Raw genomic sequence first — 15,767 nt, 5'->3', positions numbered from 1 at the left:
GGGCGCATCTCACATCCTTGCCGATGATGCGGCCCAGGTCATCATGTCAGCCGGAAATCCAGTACGGTGGCGCTGGGAACCGCGCCGCTCGCGATTGGTTCCATCACTTCCGGGCTGGATCGGGGAGGAACCGAGTGAAGCTGCTGAACCCGAGGGGGTTCGGATTGCTGTGCGCGTCCGCGGCGGTGGCGGCCGGACTGGCGCTGGCCGGGTGCACGAACACGGTCGAGGGTACCCCGACGGCGAATCAGGTTCAGGTGTCGTCGTACAAGGCCGACGCGGCCACCTCGGCGGCGGCGGCCAGCTCCTCGAAGGCGGCCGCGGCGAAGGTGAAGGCGACCGCGGACAACTGCGGTCCGTTCCGCAAGACCACCGGCACCCAGGTCGACCGTTACAACGAGTTCGTGGACGCGCACGACGCGAACGACGTGAGCGCGGCCGACAAGAACGCCAAGCGCGACACCGCGGCCCAGGCGCTCGAGGACGCGGCCAAGACGGTCGAGGCTCAGGTGACCGCGTCGGGGCCGGACCTGGCGCCGGAGGTGGCGCAGAAGTTCACCGACTACGTGTCCGCGGCCCGGGATCTGGCGGCGTCGGTGCGGAAGCTGACCGCCAATTCCTCCGTTGCGCCGTTGAACGACGCGAGCCGGAAGGTCAACGACACGTTGACCGCGGTTCGCAACGCCTGTCCGGTCTGAACGCCGGTCCCGCTCGAGCCCGATCGATCGACCAGGTCGGAGGGGGTGTGAGCGGGCTGTCCGCTGAGCCCCGGCGGTCTCACATACGACATTTAGGGTGCGATTTCGGCCGATCGGCTTGCGCTGGGGGCTTTTACCATGTTCGCTTGCAACTACCTATTGTCGGGAATTGAGGAGGACACCACCGTGGTCGCCGCGGCGGACGCGCAGAACTACGCTCAGAAGCTTGGCATTTCACACGACATGGTGGTTCAGGAACTGGGCTGGGACGAAGACGCCGACGACGCGCTTCGCTCCGACATCGAAGAGGCCACCGGATCCGAGCTGCTCGACGAGGACACCGATGAGGTAGTCGACGTCGTGCTGCTCTGGTGGCGGGACGGTGACGGCGACCTGGTCGATGAACTGCTCAATGTGATCACCCCGCTCGCCGACGACGGCGTCGTGTGGGTGCTCACACCCAAGACCGGTCAATCCGGCCATGTCGATCCGAGTGAGATCGCCGAGTCGGCCACCCCCGCCGGCCTCACCTCGACCACTCCGGTCTCCCTGGGCACCTGGACGGGCACCAAGCTCACCCAGCCCAAGACACCCTCCAAGCAGCGCTGAGGCCTTCCACTAAGGTTTTCGGTGAACCGGGTGCACCCGGTGGATCGGCTCGTCCGATCCGCCGGGTCGCACGCGGCGCCGCGTCGCACGCTGCGTCGCCACATCAGGATGGAGGGGAACGCATGCCGCTCGAGATCGGTACGCTCGCACCGGACTTCACGTTGAAGGACCAGAACAACCAGGAAGTCACCCTGTCGAGCTTCCGCGGTGAGAAGAACGTCCTCATCGTCTTCTACCCCCTCGCCTTCACCGGCATCTGCCAGGGCGAACTGTGCAAGGTCCGCGACGAACTCCCCAAGTTCCAGAACGACAACGCGGAAATCCTCGCCATCTCCGTAGGCCCTCCGCCCACCCACAAGATCTGGGCAGCCGAACAGGGCTACACCTTCCCCCTGCTCTCCGACTTCTGGCCCCACGGCGAGGTAGCCCAGGCCTACGGCGTCTTCAACGCCAAATCCGGCTACCCCAACCGCGGCACCTTCGTCGTCGACAAGGACGGCATCATCCGCTTCGCCGAAATGAACGGCCCCGGCGAGCCCCGTGACCAGCAGGCTTGGGAAAAAGCCCTCGCCACATTAGATTCATAACCCGTCGCCCGGCATGTTCGGGCGATCAGGGCGTATAGCTCAGTGGTAGAGCTCTGGTTTTACACACCAGCGGTCGGGGGTTCGAAACCCTCTGCGCCCACTCTTGGAGAAGCAGGTCACGGCCTCGGTCGTCATCGATTCACCGATAGGGATGACTCGCCGCTCGAAGTCCTTGGGAGGCTTCGGCCGTCGGTCGGCCTTGTCCCATGCCCACTCGACACCGAGCGCTCGGCGCCTGCCGACATCGTGGTCTTTCGGGGACATCGTCCGACACCTGCACCGCCGGCGGCCACGCAGCGATACGCCGTCGAATCGCCGTAGATGGTTGAGAATTCGGCGTTTCTTCCGCTAGTTCACAAGGATTCGATAAACCGGCGTATAGCCTTTATAGCCTCAACACCCGATTCGATGCCCTGGTCCCTCACATCGCAGGAAGGATCGGAAGAGAAATTGCGGAGCCGACTGTTTGGACTGGCAGCAGCTTTGACAGGAACTCTCATCATGATCGGAGGGGGTGCCGCGAACACGGCGCTACTCGCCAGGGCAGAACCCGTCGCAGCAGGGGACGACTTCTACCTGCCGCCACCGCTGCCGCCCGTACCGGGAGCCATCGTGCGCGCGGAACCGGCGCAGGTGGCTCTCTCCGCGCCGGGAATGCCGGGCGTCGTTCCGGCCGCTGCGACGCGGCTGATGTACGTCAGCAGCGATACCCACGATGCGCCGACGGCGGTCGTGGGCACCTACCTGCAGCCGACTGTGCCGTGGACCGGCCCAGGCGAGCGCCCGTTGATCGCGTATGCGGGAGGTACGAAGGGCCAGGGCGACCAATGCGCGCCGTCGAAACTGATGACGCAGATCGTGCAATACCAGCCTCCGGCCGACATCACATTCGAATACGACCTGCTGGCGATCACGTCCCTGCTCATCCGCGGAATGGCGGTGGTGGTCACCGACTATCACGGGCTCGGTACCCCTGACGTGCACGACTACCTCAATCGCAAGGCACAGGCCTACGCCCTGCTGGATGCGGCGCGCGCCGCGGTGCAATTACCCGGCAGCGGCCTCAACCCCGGTACGCCGGTCGCTCTCTACGGATACTCCCAGGGCGGGATGGCCTCTGCGGGAGCGGCCGAGCTCCAGTCGAGCTACGCGCCGGAGCTGAATGTCCGCGGTGCCTACGTAGGCGGTCCGGTGGTCGATGACGAGTACTTCATCGGGTACAACGACGGACGATCCTTGATGGCACCTGCCACCGCGTGGATCCTCAACGGCATTGCCGCCGACTATCCCGAAACCCGCCCGATCCTCGACGCCGAGCTGAATGACACCGGTAAGGCGATCCTGTACGAATCTCTGGGCAAATGCGCTGTCCCGATCGGCTTGGCCCAGGCACATCCGAGCACCTCCGAATGGACTACCAGCGGCGATCCGATCACCGTGGTCATCGATCGGAACCCCGCGCTGCAATCGGCCTTCGCCGAACAGCGCCTCGGCACGCTTTCCCCGTCGGTACCGGTCCTCACCGCCTCGGCCTTGAACGACGAAGGGGCGCCGTACGCGCCGGTGCGGGCGATGGCGGCGGCGTGGTGTGGTAACGGAGTGCCTGTCCAGCTCGACGCCAACGCCGAGATCCCCTCCGTCTCCGGCATGGTGGGAACGCATGTGATGGCCTTTTTCCCGGCGCTGGCAGTCTCACAGCAGTGGGTGACCGATCGGCTCGCCGGCGTGCCCGCCCCGAACAACTGCTGGGCGCTGCCCTGAACCTGTGACGTTCGGGCCACGATGCCCGGTAGCTGCGATTCGGTGCTCTTGCCGATCCGGCTACCGGGCATCACGCGTTCGAGCACAAGGTTGATTTGCCCGGTCAGTCCGTATTTTTGGCAGTTCCAGCAGAATTCGCGGTGGAAACCGCTAGCCTGGATCAAGGTTTGGGCCCAAACGATTTCGACCGCACACACTTTCGACCCAAGTGTTGTTCCGTTGGATCAAGAAGGCACACACATGTCAATTTTTCAGGATTCGAGGGCGCGCGACCCCAAGCGGTACCTATGGATTCTGGGGCTGATCGCTCCGTCGTGCGCTGTGGTTCCGTCGCAATTGGTAGCCCGCACCGGGCTCCCCATATTCTGGTGGATCGGTCCGGTTTTCGTGCTGGGCCTGATCCCACTGCTGGATCTCTCGGTCGGCGATGACGGGAGCAATCCACGCGACGAGGACTACCAGTCGTTGTCCGAGGACCGGTATTACCGGTGGTGTACGTTTCTTTTTCTGCCGCTGCAGTTCACCGGGCTGTTCGTGGCAGGATATTTGTGGGCAAGTCCCGAGCTAAGCGTAGCCGACAAGCTCGGATTGGCTGTGACGCTCGGGTTCGTGTCGGGGATCGGCATCAATGCCGCCCATGAACTGGGGCACCGGGCCGAACACCTGGAGCGCTGGCTCGCGAAAGTTGCACTGGCACAATCGTGTTATGGGCACTTCTTCGTCGAACACAATCGCGGCCATCACGTGCGCGTGGCGACGCCCGAAGATCCGGCCAGTGCCCGCTTCGGCGAGTCCCTGTGGGGATTCCTACCACGCAGCGCGATGGGTGGCTTCCGCTCCGCCCTGAACCTGGAGCGGGAACGACTGCACCGCAAACGAAAACGTTGGCTCAGCCTAGACAATCAGCTCTTGCAGGCCTGGATGATGTCCGTTGCCCTGTGGGGCACTCTGATCCTCATGTTCGGCCCCGGCTTGATTCCGTATCTCGTAGTGCAGGCAATGCTGGGCGCCGGCCTGTTGGAAACCGTCAACTACATCGAGCACTACGGACTGCTGCGCCCGCGCCGCGCCAACGGCAAGTACGAACGGTGCTCCCCCCGCGACAGCTGGAACAGTGATCGCCTCGTCACGAACATCTTGCTGTTCCACCTCCAACGCCACAGCGACCATCACGCCAACCCAGGCCGCCGCTACCAAACCCTGCGCAGCTCCGAACAGGCACCACAACTCCCGGCCGGATACGCCACCATGATCCTGCTCGCCGTCGTTCCTCCACTCTGGCGCGCAGTCATGGACCACCGCGTCCTCGAGCACTACGGCGGCGACCAGTCCCTCATGAACACCAAACCAGAAGCCGCACGCCGCTTCCCACTCCCTGCGCTCTGGTATGCCGGCCACCGTTGACTCGGGACCCGGTAAGACCCCAACCCTGCTCTGCTGACCACCTCGATCATGACCACCCCCGACGACATCCACGTCTGCACCGTCAGCGGCGAGATCGATGTCCGGGCCGCCTCGATGTTGCGGAAGGCGCTGTTCGACAGCATCGCCATCGGAGAAACGACCGTCGTCGACCTGACCGCGGTGACATTCTTCGGCGTGGCCGGCATCTGCGCCCCGGGCGGTGCGGGGTGGTCGCGCGACAGTCCCGCCAGGGCCAGCCCTGGCGGCACTGTGGGCGGACGCCCGCCGCACTGGTTTTACACACCAGCGGTCGGGGGTTCGATCCCCTCTGCGCCCAGCACCGAGTTCGTGGCGTCTCCGCCGACCATGATGAGGGTTCCAGTCAAGGCTGCGGCCAATCCAAGCAGTCCTTTTCCGATCCTTCCTGTGATTGTGAGGGACCCAGGGCATCTCGAATCGGGTGTCCAGGCTATACGCAGGGTTAACGGCTTTTGTGAATCAGTGGATGAAACGCCGAACTCACGTCGGCCCACCGCGTGTCGTTATGGGATTGCCCCTCGTGTCGGCATTGCCAATTCGGGGATGTCTATGAATGACCTGTGCGCCCTACGAGATTAGGGGTCCTCGGGTTGCGCAGGCGCGAGGGCTCGTTGATCGGGTGGCCGGCGTCGGGCAGGCGAGCAGGTGAATCCCGGTCTCGGGCAGAACTGTTGGCTGATCAATGACACAAACGCGTATTTTGATGTGTTGCTGGAAGTTGGCCTATATAGTCGCGTCAGAACTCGGACTGGCTTGTCGAACGACGTGAACTATTCATGGAGGTCAGACACGTGCTTGCTCGGTTTCCTTTTTTCCTCCGCAGCGGGTCGGCGAAAGTTGTGGCTGCGCTGGGTGGTGTGGTTCTCGGATTGTCGATGACGACGACGGCTGCGGCGGATCCGATATATCCGATCCCCGATCCGGATCCGTTCTACGCCGCGCCGGCGGATCTGGCGGCACATCGGCCCGGTGATGTGCTCCGCACGCAGAAACTGCCGCCGGTGGCCGTATTTCCCGGCGCCACCGTTACTCTGGTGCAATTCCGATCCACCAACTCCCAGGATGAGCCGATCGCGGCTACCACCACGGTCCTCACTCCGATCGGTCACCAGCCCGACGCGCCGTTGATGTCGTATCAGCACTTTATCAATGCGCTCGGCACCCGTTGCGCGGTGTCGCATATGTTGTACTCCAACGATCCGAATCTCTTGGTGACGGCGTCGATTCTGAATGCGGTACTGGCGCAGGGCTGGAGCATCGCGCTGCCGGATCATCTCGGTCCGTACTTCGCATTCGGCGCGTCGCGTCTGGGCGGCCGGATCGTTCTGGACGGCGTCCGAGCGGTGAAACAGGTCCCGGAACTCGCTTCCCCGCAGAGTCCGATTACGTTGGCCGGCTACTCCGGCGGCGGCATGGCCACCGGGGCGGCGGCGGCGCTCCAACCGTCGTACGCGCCGGAGCTGAAACTCGCGGGCGCGGCCATCGGCGGTGCCCCGATGAACCTGGAGACGATGGTCGAGGCGTTGGGCTACGACCCGCACCCGGCCTTCGGGCTGGCCATGGCGGCGGCGATCGGACTCGAGCGCGAATATCCGAGCCAACTGCCGATCAGCTCCTACCTCAACCAGCGTGGCTTGGCGATCCGCGATGCCATGGCCAATGACTGCACCAATCAGATCCTCGCCGAGGGCGTCGGCGAGGGCGCGGGGGCATTGATGACCGATGCCTCGAGCTTCAACGTCCGTGAAGGCCGGGAGGTGCTGAGGGAGAACAGCTTGGAACTCTTCGGCGAAGTGCCGCAAACACCGGTGTTCGAATGGCATTCACCGGGCGACCCGCTGATTCCGGTCCAAGCGATCGATAACACCAACCACCGGTGGTGTGCGGCCGGCGTTCCGGTGCAGACGCTGCACGTTCCCGCGCCCGAGCATCTGTCGGGAGCGGTGATGGGTGCCCCTGAGGTCCTGGCGTGGCTCAACGGCCGGGTTCGCGGCGAGCCGGCACCCAGTAACTGTTGACGGGTTGCCGTGACTTCACGGCCGGCGTTCTCACATGGTCCGGGCGGCCTGGCAGGTCGCCCGGACCGGGCCGAGCAGACGGGATCGGGCGGCTCCGGCTTCCCGCCCCGGCGGGGCGATCGGCCGAGCTCGACGCTCTGACCTGGATAAATGTGCCCTCGGCAGGATTCGAACCTGCACACCCGCTTGAGGAGAGCATCTGCCCCCCGTTTGTCGGGATGGCCTGATGCCGGCCCAGTTTGGGGCCGGTCTCGATAGGTGCGATAGAGTCCACGCGAGACCGTAACAATCGTCTGGCCCGAAGCGCTGGGCCAGTCGGCGGCTTCCTCGCCGGTTACCGGACGGGTAGTTGAAGCTGTCGGCGGTGACGCCCGGATGTTCACAGCGCTGATCATTTGATCGCGCTGGCCAGTGTCGATTCTCGGCCGGATCCTCGCTGCTGGCTTCAAGCTCGCCCCAACCGCGCCAGAACTGGTTTTACACACCAGCGGTCGGGGGTTCGAAACCCTCTGCGCCCACCTTCTAAACCCAGGTCATGCTGCGGACCTGTGTATCAGCTGCGATCTTGTTTGCGCCGGTGGGGGTCACTTCCGTAGCGCGCCAACATCTTTCGACTCCTCCTCATCGGACCGCGCCGCGCGTGCTCTGAATTCGCGTGCGCTTCCGCTGACCGGAATCTCGACCTGGGCAGGGGGGACGGTGGGGTCACGATGGCACGGTCGGTTGTGCTCGGCGGGTAAATTTGGCTGAGACGACAACGTCGGCAGGACATCACAGAGGGAGGGACGCTGTGCCACGCATCGCGGAGGATCGGCTTCCGGCTCAGCCGAGTTCGCCCGAGCAGGAGTCGCGGCGTCAGGCGATCCTGCGTGCCGCGGCGCATCATGGGGCCGAGAAGGGGCTGGAGCGGGTTCAGATGCATGATGTGGCGAAGGATGCCGGGGTGGCGATTGCCACGTTGTATCGGTATTTCCCGTCCAAGACGCACCTGTTCAACGCGCTGTTGTCGGACCGGGTGAAGCATCTCGCCGAGTCGACCCCGCTGCCTCGGCCCGGCGTCGACCGGGTGCAGGCGGTCAGTGATCTGCTGGTCGAGGGCGGCCGGGAGTTGTTGTCGCGACCGTTGCTCGCGCACGCGATGTTGCAGTCGAATCTGGCTGCCGTCGCCCAGGCCGGTGGCGTGGTGACCAACCGGTTCAGCGGCTTGATCACGCAGCTGCTGGGGGTCGAACACCCCAGTGACGCCCAAGCGCGTCTGGTGCGCATCACCGAGGCGGCCTGGTACGGGGTGCTCAATGCGGCGCTGAACCATCACATCACCGCCGAGCAGGCCGAGGAGGACACGCGCGTCGCGTGCCGGAAGCTGCTGAGCGGTATCGAGGAACTGGCGTGATGTGATCGTGCCGCGGGCGGCTCCGGTGTCGATCGTGGCCCTGCCGGCGATGTCTCGCTCACCGAAAAGCTCCCACTTGCGTTGCCGCGCAGCTCCGTAGCATCGCCGTCCATGAAATACGCGATCATCGCCCCGGCTGCCGCGGGCACCAGCGCCGATCCTGCTTGGATGTCCGGCTTCGCCAAGCATGTGGAAGCGTGTGGCTTCGAATCTCTGGTCGCCATCGAGCACGCCGTGGTGATGAGCCATTACTCCAGCGTTTATCCGTATGCGTCGTCGGGAAGAATGGAGCTCCCCGATGACTGCGATATTCCCGATCCCCTGGAACTTCTGGCATTTCTGGCGGGCCAGACCACGACGCTCGGCTTGGCGACCGGCGTTCTCGTGCTGCCCAATCACCATCCCGTGGTGCTGGCCAAGCGGCTGGCCACCCTCGATCGGTTGTCGAACGGGCGGCTGCGGGTCGGTATCGGTATGGGGTGGATGAAGGAGGAGATCGAGGCCTGCGGAGCCCCCTTCGAGGCCCGCGGGCGACGGGCCGACGAGCAACTGGAAGTGCTCGCCAAACTGTGGGCCGATTCCGGCGCGACCGGCGTCGACCACAAGGGTGAATTCTTCAGCTTCCAGTCCGCGATGTGCTATCCGAAGCCGGTCCGGGCCGGCGGTGTGCCGATTCACGTGGGCGGTCACACCAAGGCCGCGGCGCGCCGCGCGGGACGCTACGGCGCCGGGCTGCAACCGCTGGGAGTCGCCGGTGACCAGTTGGCCGCGCTGGTCGAGCTGATGCGCGACGAAGCGACCCAGGCCGGTCGCGATCCCGCGGAGCTGGAATTGTCGCTGGGTCACCTGGTCTCCCGTATCGATCTCGACCGTTCCGGCCGCCTGGCCGAACAGGGCGCCGATCGGCTCCTGCTGGCACCGACCCCGACAGCGGATCTGCACCAGGCGATGGACGAGCTGTCGGCCTGCGCGCAACGGCTGGGTCTGTCGTGACCGGGCTGACCACGCACGACCGAAACGCCCTGCAGGACCTCGTCCACCGCTACGCGGATGCGATCGACGAGCGCGATATTCCCAGGGCCGCAGCGCTTTTCACCGGTGACGGGGTGCTGGAGCTGCCGAATCCGCCGGCCGCGCTCGACCCGGTCGTCGCCCACGCCGGGATCGACGCGGTGACCGCGGCACTGGTCGCCGTGGCCGCCGTGCCGGTGACATTCCATGCGATCGTGGGCGCGGTCTTCGATCCCGGGCCCACACCGGCAACGGCTGTCGGGAGGGTCACGTGCACCGCCCATCACCTCACCCGGCGCCACGGCCGCGACGTCGATTTGGTCTGGCACATCATCTACCGCGACCTCTACCGCAGTACCCCCGCCGGCTGGTTGCTCGCGCGACGCCGCCTGCATGTGGCATTCATCGAATCCCGCCCGGTGGCGGCGATGCGGGCACCGGGCCCGACGGGGTAGGCGTCGCCGAACCCGCACCGCCGCGGAGCCGGTGATCAGCTGCCGCCCAACGACGTTCGTCTCCACTTGTCTCGAGGAGCTTCACACCATGTCTTCGTCTCGTCCCACAGCACTCGTGACCGGCGCCAGCCGAGGTATCGGCCGCGCCACGGCGCTGGTGCTGGCAGGTTCCGGATTCGATGTCGCCTTCACCGCGCGCACCGTGGTGGAGGGCGAAGGGACCGTGCCGGCCCGCACTACGCGGGAAGGGGAAATCAGCTTCGGGGTGCCGGGCAGTCTGGCCACCACCCGCGCGGAGATCGAAGCACTGGAAGCGCGTGCGTTGCCACTGCGGATGGACCTGGCGGATCCGGCCTCGGTGACCGCGGCGGCAGCGGAGCTGCTGGACTGCTGGGGAGCCCCGAACCTGGTGGTCAACAACGCCATTCTGCACAAGCCGCATGCGCGGTTCCTCGAATTGGATCTCGATGACCTGCGTGAATCATTGGAAGCCAACCTCATCGAGCAGATCCGCCTGACCCAGGCGCTGCTGCCCGCGATGATCGACTCCGGCGGCGGCACGATCGTCAACCTGTGTTCGGGCTCAGCCGTCGTCGATCCCCCCGCCCCGCCCGGCGAAGGCGGTTGGGGGCTGGGCTATTCGGCGGCGAAGGCGGCTTTCGGTCGGCTGGCCGGCGCCATCAACGCCGAGCACCGCGGCGACGGGATCCGCGCGTTCAATATCGAGCCCGGATTCGTGATCACCGAATCGGGCGCCGCCCGGGGAGGCACCGCCGACATCAAGGCGAGCGGCTTCACCGGGGCGCCCGCGGACGCGTCGGGGCGAGTGATCGCATGGCTGGCCTCGGCGCCGCACGCCGAGACCGACCCACTCCTGGGGACTTTGATCAGCGCCCCCCGCGTCGCCAGATCCTTGACCTCGTAGACGCGACGGTAGGTTCCCCCGCCGGCAAACTTCACAACACACCGCCTTGGGCGGCGCCGTCGATCGACCATCGACGACGCCGCCCCATCCGGCGTTCGCCGATGGTCCGCGAACGCCCATCCATAGCGCGATTCTCGCCGGGGAACGGCCCCAAATGCGTTGTCCCGGTGAGCAGAAGGGCCGGTTGCACGTTCTCGCCTCGACAGCAGAATGACGACCCATGGATCTGCGAGAGACTACCCAGCAACGGGCCCTGCGCAGAGAGCTGCGCGAGTATTTCGCCCGACTCCTGCCCCCGGCGCAACGTCGAGAGGTCGCCGAGGCCGGCGCCGGCGGGCCGCGATTCCGTGAGGTGACCCGCATGCTCGGCCGGGATGGATGGCTCGGCGTCGGGTGGCCGCCCGAGTACGGAGGCCGCGGGTTGACCGCCGAGGAGCAATTCATCTTCTATGACGAAATCCAGCGGGCGGGAGTGCCGTTCCCCCTGGTCACCATCAATACCGTGGGCCCGGCACTCATGCAGTACGGCACCGAGGAGCAGAAGGCCAGGTTCCTTCCGGGCATGCTCAGCGGCGAGATCGTGTTCGCGATCGGCTACACCGAATCCGAGGCGGGAACCGACCTCGCATCCCTGCGCACTCGCGCGGTAGCCGACGGTGACGGGTTCGTGGTCGATGGGGCCAAGATCTTCACCACCGGCGGCAACACCGCCGACTACGTGTGGCTGGCCTGCCGCACCGACCCCGAAGCCCCGAAGCATCAGGGTATTTCGATCCTGATCGTGCCCTGCGCCGACCCCGGCTACTCGTGGACCCCGATCACCACCGTCGGCGGCATGACCGTGACCGCTACCTATTACTCCGGCATCCGTGTCCCCGCGACCGACGTCGTCGGCGCGGTCAATGGCGGCTGGCGGCTGATCACCACCCAGCTCAACCACGAACGGGTGGCGCTGGCCGCACTCGGCGGCCGAATGATCCAGCTGTGGGAGGAGACCCTCGCCTGGGCCCAGGACAGCGGCGCCGCCGAACAACCTTGGGTACGACGCGAATTCGCGCGCACCCACGCGCGGCTGGAAGCGATGCGGCTGATGAACCACCGGCTCGCCGCCGAGGTCGGCGACGGCACGCTGAGCCCCGAGAAGGCAGCCGCCGCAAAGGTTTACGGCACCGAAACCCATATCGACCTGCAGCGGTCGATGAGTTTCGTGCTCGGCGCCGGTGGACGGCTCCGCCCGGGGGCGGCCCGGGCCGCGTTGCACGGACAGGTCGAGCAGCTGTCCCGGCAGGGCATCGTCAACACCTTCGGCGGCGGAGTCAACGATGTCCTGCGCGACATGGTCGCCACCGGCGCCCTGGGTCTGCCCCGAGGTGCGCGATGAACCACGAATCCTCTGACGGCACTGGGGCAGAATCCCGCGAGCTCCGCCCGCGGCCGGCGATCAACCTCGACAACCGGTTCTGGTTCGAAGCCGCACGCCGGCATCAGCTTCTGGTGCAACGCTGTGCGGTGTGCCGAACACTTCGGCACCCACCCGGTCCCCAATGCCCGCGGTGCCAGTCCTTCGACTGGGACGCCGTGCAGGCAACCGGCCGGGCCACCCTCTACTCCTGGGTCGTGGCCCACCATCCCCGTCATCCCGCCTTCGACTACCCGCTGATCGTGGGGCTCGTCGAGCTCGAAGAAGGAACCCGGCTGATCACCAATCTCACCGATGTCGCCGTCGCCGACCTCGACATCGGCATGCCACTGACCCTCGGCTGGTTCGACGCCGACTCCGAACTGAGCCTGCCGGTCTTCTCTCCGGCCACTATCGAGGAACGCTGATGGACTTCCGACTCACCGATGAACTGCTCGAGGTTCAGGCGCTGGCCGCCCGTGTGTTCTCGGCGCTCGGCGATTCCGACGCCGTCTGGACCGAACTCGGCCGTACCGGACTGCTGGGGCTGGCCCTTCCCGACGAGCACGGCGGAGCCGGACTGGGCATGGACGCCGCCTGCGTGCTGCTCGAAGAACAGGGCCGGACCGTCTCGGCCGCTCCGGTCTGGCCACATGTCGTCGCCGCCTCGGCGCTGGCCCGCCACGCCTGCGCCGACGTGCTCACCGGCGTGGCCGACGGCGCCGTCCGGCTGACGGTAGCGCTCGAGGAATACGGGAGCGCCGCCGCAGCCGCACCGACGTGCCGAGCCATCCCCGCCGAGAGCGGAAGCGGCTCGGGCACATGGCGATTGTCGGGTGTCAAGGCCGCGGTCCCGACACCCGAGGGCGTCGATTTCGTGCTCGTCTCCGCCGTCGCCGACGACGGGCCGGGCCTGTACCTGGTGACGAACCACGATCTGACCTGGGAACCCGCGCCGACCACCGATCTCGACCGCGCACAGGATCTGGTGCTCGAGTCGACCCCGGCGCTGCGGGTCGGCGGTAGGCAGACAGTGACCGAGGTGGTGCGCTGGTCGCGGCTGGCGGTGGCCGCACTGCAGGTGGGCGTTGCCGACGGCGCGCTGCGCCTGGCCGCCGACTATGTCCGCGACCGCCGCCAGTTCGGCCGCGCCATCGGCTCGTTCCAATCGGTGCAGCACCAGCTGGCCGACTGCTGGACCGACGTCGACGCCATGCGCCTGACCCTGTGGCAGGCCCTCACCTGTGATGCCGACGAAAACCACGCGGACAGAGCGGCTTTGGTCGCCGCATGGTGGTGCGGGCAGGCCGGACTCGACGTCGTGCACCGCGTCCAGCACGTCCACGGCGGCATCGGCGTCGACACCGACTACCCCGTCCACCGCCACTTCCTCTGGGGCAAACAACTCGCCGCCACCTTCGGCGGACCCGAAGCCGTCCTCCAGGAACTCGGTGACGAGCTCGGAAGGAGCGAATGATGAGCCCATCCATCACCGGTGCGGCGGCGATCGCCGGCATCGGGGCCACCGAATTCTCCAAGGCGTCCGGGCGAAGTGAGCTGCGGCTGGCCTGCGAGGCGGTCACGGCCGCCATCGCCGACGCGGGACTGACCCCGGGTGATGTCGACGGCATGGTGACATTCACCGCCGAGTCGTCGTCCGAGAATCACGTCGCGCGCAATGTCGGTATCGGCGAACTGTCGTTCTTTTCCCGAGTCGGGCACGGCGGTGGCGCGGCCTGCGGCACCGTCGCCCATGCGGTCGCGGCGATCGTCGCCGGGCTGGCCGAGGTCGTCGTGTGCTGGCGTGCGTTCAACGAACGCTCCGGTGAGCGTTACGGTTTGGGCCAGGCGGACAGGCCGATGGACACCAGCGCCGACCGCGCGAGTTACTCGTGGATGACACCCTATGGGCTGTCCACCCCGGCGCAGTGGGTGGCGATGTTCGCTCGCCGCTATATGCACGAGTACGGCGCGACGAGTGAGGATTTCGGTCGCGTCGCGGTCATCGATCGCGCACACGCGGCAACGAACCCGCGGGCCTGGTTTCACGGTCGCCCGATCACCCTCGAGGACCACCAGAAGTCCCGGTGGATCGCCGAACCGTTGCACTTGCTGGACTGCTGTCAGGAAACCGACGGCGCCCAGGCGGTGGTGGTCGTGTCCGCGGAACGGGCGCGTGACCTGCGGCATCCACCGGCCTACGTGCTCGGTGCGGCCCAAGGCGCCGGCGACGACCAGCTCATGATGACCTCCTACTACCGGCCCTCGATCTCGGGCATTCCCGAGATGGGAGTGGTCGGGCGGCAGCTGTGGAACCAGAGCGGGCTCGGGCCGCGCGATATGGGAGCGGTCATTCTCTACGACCACTTCACGCCCCTGGTGCTGCCGCAGCTCGAGGAACTCGGCTTCTGCGTCCGCGGTGAAGCACGCCATCTGCTCGCCGACGGCCACCTCGACCCCGGCGGCCCACAGCCCTTGAACACTCACGGCGGCCAGCTGGGCGAGGCGTACCTGCATGGCATGAACGGCATCGCGGAGGCGGTGCGACTGGTCAGGGGAACGGCGGTGAACCAGCCGCCCGACCTCACCAGCGTCCTGGTCACCGCGGGCACAGGCGTGCCGACCAGCGGCCTCGTCCTCGGCAATATCCGCCCCTGATCCACCCCGCAAATCCGGCAATACCCGGCTTCGACAAGAAATGAGAAAACAGGCATGCAGACATTGAATGGCAAAGTCGCCATCGTCACCGGCGCAGCCGGGGGAGTGGGCCGGGGTATCGCACTCGCCCTCGCACATGCGGGAGCCCGCGTGGCGATACCCGACATCAAAGCGGCCGACGATCTCGTCGCCGAACTCGGCGACGACACCGCACTCGCCAAGATCTGCGACATTCGCGACAGTTCCCAGGTCAACGCCTTCGTCGACGAGGTTGTCGCCAGGTTCGGGACCGTCGACATTCTTGTCAACAACGCCATGGCATCCGCACTGCTGCCGCTGACCGAAACCAGCGACAAGGACATCGAATTGGCGATGAGTACCGGTCCGATGGCCACCCTGTACTTCATGCGCGCCTGCTATCCGCACCTCGTCGACGGAGGCAGGATCATCAACCTTCGTTCCGGCTCCGAAGTGACCGCGATTCCCAACTTCGTCACCTACATCGCGGCCAAATCCGCGATCGCGGGAATCACGCGCGCCGCCGCGCGCGAGTGGGGCCGATCCGGCATCACCGTGAACGCCATCTGCCCGTTCGTCCTATCCGACGCCGCGGCAGCCGAATTCGAGAAGCACCCGGGACAGCTCGACAGCATCCTCGCCAACCTGTCGATTCCCCGCCTCGGCCATGCCGAGAACGACATCGGCCGGGCCGTGGTCTACCTGGCCGGACCGGACGCGAGCTACGTCACCGGGACCACGATCAGCGTGGACGGCGGCGCCGCCTTCATGGCGTAACGGCCGCATCGCCTG

General features: G+C 66.3%; 16 protein-coding genes, 1 tRNA gene and 1 pseudogene. All 18 read left to right on the top strand.

Features of this window, described 5'->3' with window-relative positions; translation table 11 throughout:
* The first annotated feature begins 134 nt into the window (after positions 1 to 134).
* The 18 genes and pseudogenes from ABZ412_RS09285 (at position 135) to ABZ412_RS09200 (ending at position 15,752) form a co-directional block, all read left to right on the top strand.
* Positions 135 to 698 carry a hypothetical protein gene (locus ABZ412_RS09285; RefSeq protein ID WP_357278356.1) on the top strand — a complete coding sequence of 188 codons (564 nt, stop codon included), beginning with the start codon at positions 135 to 137 and terminating at the stop codon, positions 696 to 698.
* 186 nt (positions 699 to 884) lie between these two features.
* Positions 885 to 1,307, top strand: a complete 423-nt coding sequence (locus ABZ412_RS09280; protein ID WP_357098200.1) for a DUF3052 domain-containing protein — start codon at positions 885 to 887, stop codon at positions 1,305 to 1,307.
* Between the two features lie 122 nt (positions 1,308 to 1,429).
* The gene (locus tag ABZ412_RS09275) at positions 1,430 to 1,894 is read left to right on the top strand and encodes a peroxiredoxin (protein WP_357278354.1); all 465 of its coding nucleotides are present in this window, start codon (positions 1,430 to 1,432) and stop codon (positions 1,892 to 1,894) included.
* 28 nt (positions 1,895 to 1,922) lie between these two features.
* Positions 1,923 to 1,994 (top strand) — tRNA-Val (locus ABZ412_RS09270).
* Between the two features lie 401 nt (positions 1,995 to 2,395).
* Positions 2,396 to 3,655: a lipase family protein gene (locus ABZ412_RS09265; protein WP_357278351.1), complete on the top strand. Its 1,260-nt coding sequence runs from the start codon at positions 2,396 to 2,398 to the stop codon at positions 3,653 to 3,655.
* A 240-nt stretch (positions 3,656 to 3,895) separates the two neighbouring features.
* Complete coding sequence (locus ABZ412_RS09260; protein ID WP_357278350.1) at positions 3,896 to 5,059, top strand: alkane 1-monooxygenase; 1,164 nt, start codon at positions 3,896 to 3,898, stop codon at positions 5,057 to 5,059.
* Positions 5,060 to 5,107: 48 nt separating this feature from the next.
* Positions 5,108 to 5,677, top strand: a complete 570-nt coding sequence (locus ABZ412_RS09255) for an STAS domain-containing protein (RefSeq protein WP_357278348.1) — start codon at positions 5,108 to 5,110, stop codon at positions 5,675 to 5,677.
* A gap of 197 nt (positions 5,678 to 5,874) precedes the next feature.
* A complete protein-coding gene (locus ABZ412_RS09250; RefSeq protein ID WP_357278346.1) occupies positions 5,875 to 7,116 on the top strand; it encodes a lipase family protein in 1,242 nt (413 codons plus the stop codon).
* A 790-nt stretch (positions 7,117 to 7,906) separates the two neighbouring features.
* Positions 7,907 to 8,509, top strand: a complete 603-nt coding sequence (locus tag ABZ412_RS09245) for a TetR family transcriptional regulator (protein ID WP_357278344.1) — start codon at positions 7,907 to 7,909, stop codon at positions 8,507 to 8,509.
* A gap of 111 nt (positions 8,510 to 8,620) precedes the next feature.
* Positions 8,621 to 9,502 (top strand): LLM class F420-dependent oxidoreductase, encoded by an 882-nt coding sequence (locus ABZ412_RS09240; RefSeq protein WP_357279009.1) that lies wholly within the window; start codon positions 8,621 to 8,623, stop codon positions 9,500 to 9,502.
* Positions 9,499 to 9,975 (top strand): nuclear transport factor 2 family protein, encoded by a 477-nt coding sequence (locus ABZ412_RS09235; protein ID WP_357278341.1) that lies wholly within the window; start codon positions 9,499 to 9,501, stop codon positions 9,973 to 9,975. The genes ABZ412_RS09240 and ABZ412_RS09235 overlap by 4 nt, the downstream gene beginning before the upstream one ends.
* 31 nt (positions 9,976 to 10,006) lie before the next feature.
* Complete coding sequence (locus ABZ412_RS09230; protein ID WP_357278339.1) at positions 10,007 to 10,900, top strand: SDR family oxidoreductase; 894 nt, start codon at positions 10,007 to 10,009, stop codon at positions 10,898 to 10,900.
* Positions 10,901 to 11,120: 220 nt separating this feature from the next.
* A complete protein-coding gene (locus ABZ412_RS09225) occupies positions 11,121 to 12,281 on the top strand; it encodes an acyl-CoA dehydrogenase family protein (RefSeq protein ID WP_357278336.1) in 1,161 nt (386 codons plus the stop codon).
* Positions 12,278 to 12,463 (top strand): annotated as a pseudogene (locus tag ABZ412_RS09220) (zinc ribbon domain-containing protein); the annotation flags it as partial. The gene ABZ412_RS09225 and the pseudogene ABZ412_RS09220, both read left to right, overlap by 4 nt.
* Positions 12,464 to 12,478: 15 nt before the next feature.
* Positions 12,479 to 12,727 carry an OB-fold domain-containing protein gene (locus ABZ412_RS09215; RefSeq protein ID WP_357279007.1) on the top strand — a complete coding sequence of 83 codons (249 nt, stop codon included), beginning with the start codon at positions 12,479 to 12,481 and terminating at the stop codon, positions 12,725 to 12,727.
* Positions 12,727 to 13,776, top strand: a complete 1,050-nt coding sequence (locus tag ABZ412_RS09210; protein ID WP_357278334.1) for an acyl-CoA dehydrogenase family protein — start codon at positions 12,727 to 12,729, stop codon at positions 13,774 to 13,776. Before ABZ412_RS09215 ends, ABZ412_RS09210 begins: the two co-directional genes overlap by 1 nt.
* Complete coding sequence (locus ABZ412_RS09205) at positions 13,776 to 14,957, top strand: lipid-transfer protein (RefSeq protein ID WP_357278332.1); 1,182 nt, start codon at positions 13,776 to 13,778, stop codon at positions 14,955 to 14,957. The genes ABZ412_RS09210 and ABZ412_RS09205 overlap by 1 nt, the downstream gene beginning before the upstream one ends.
* 54 nt (positions 14,958 to 15,011) lie before the next feature.
* Positions 15,012 to 15,752, top strand: a complete 741-nt coding sequence (locus ABZ412_RS09200; RefSeq protein WP_357278330.1) for an SDR family oxidoreductase — start codon at positions 15,012 to 15,014, stop codon at positions 15,750 to 15,752.
* Positions 15,753 to 15,767 lie beyond the last annotated feature (15 nt).

Source organism: Nocardia sp. NPDC005746, assembly GCF_040630785.1.
Classification (GTDB): Bacteria; Actinomycetota; Actinomycetes; order Mycobacteriales; family Mycobacteriaceae; genus Nocardia.
The sequence above is the reverse complement of the archived record's forward strand: the minus strand, read 5'-3'. Positions and strand labels throughout refer to the sequence as shown.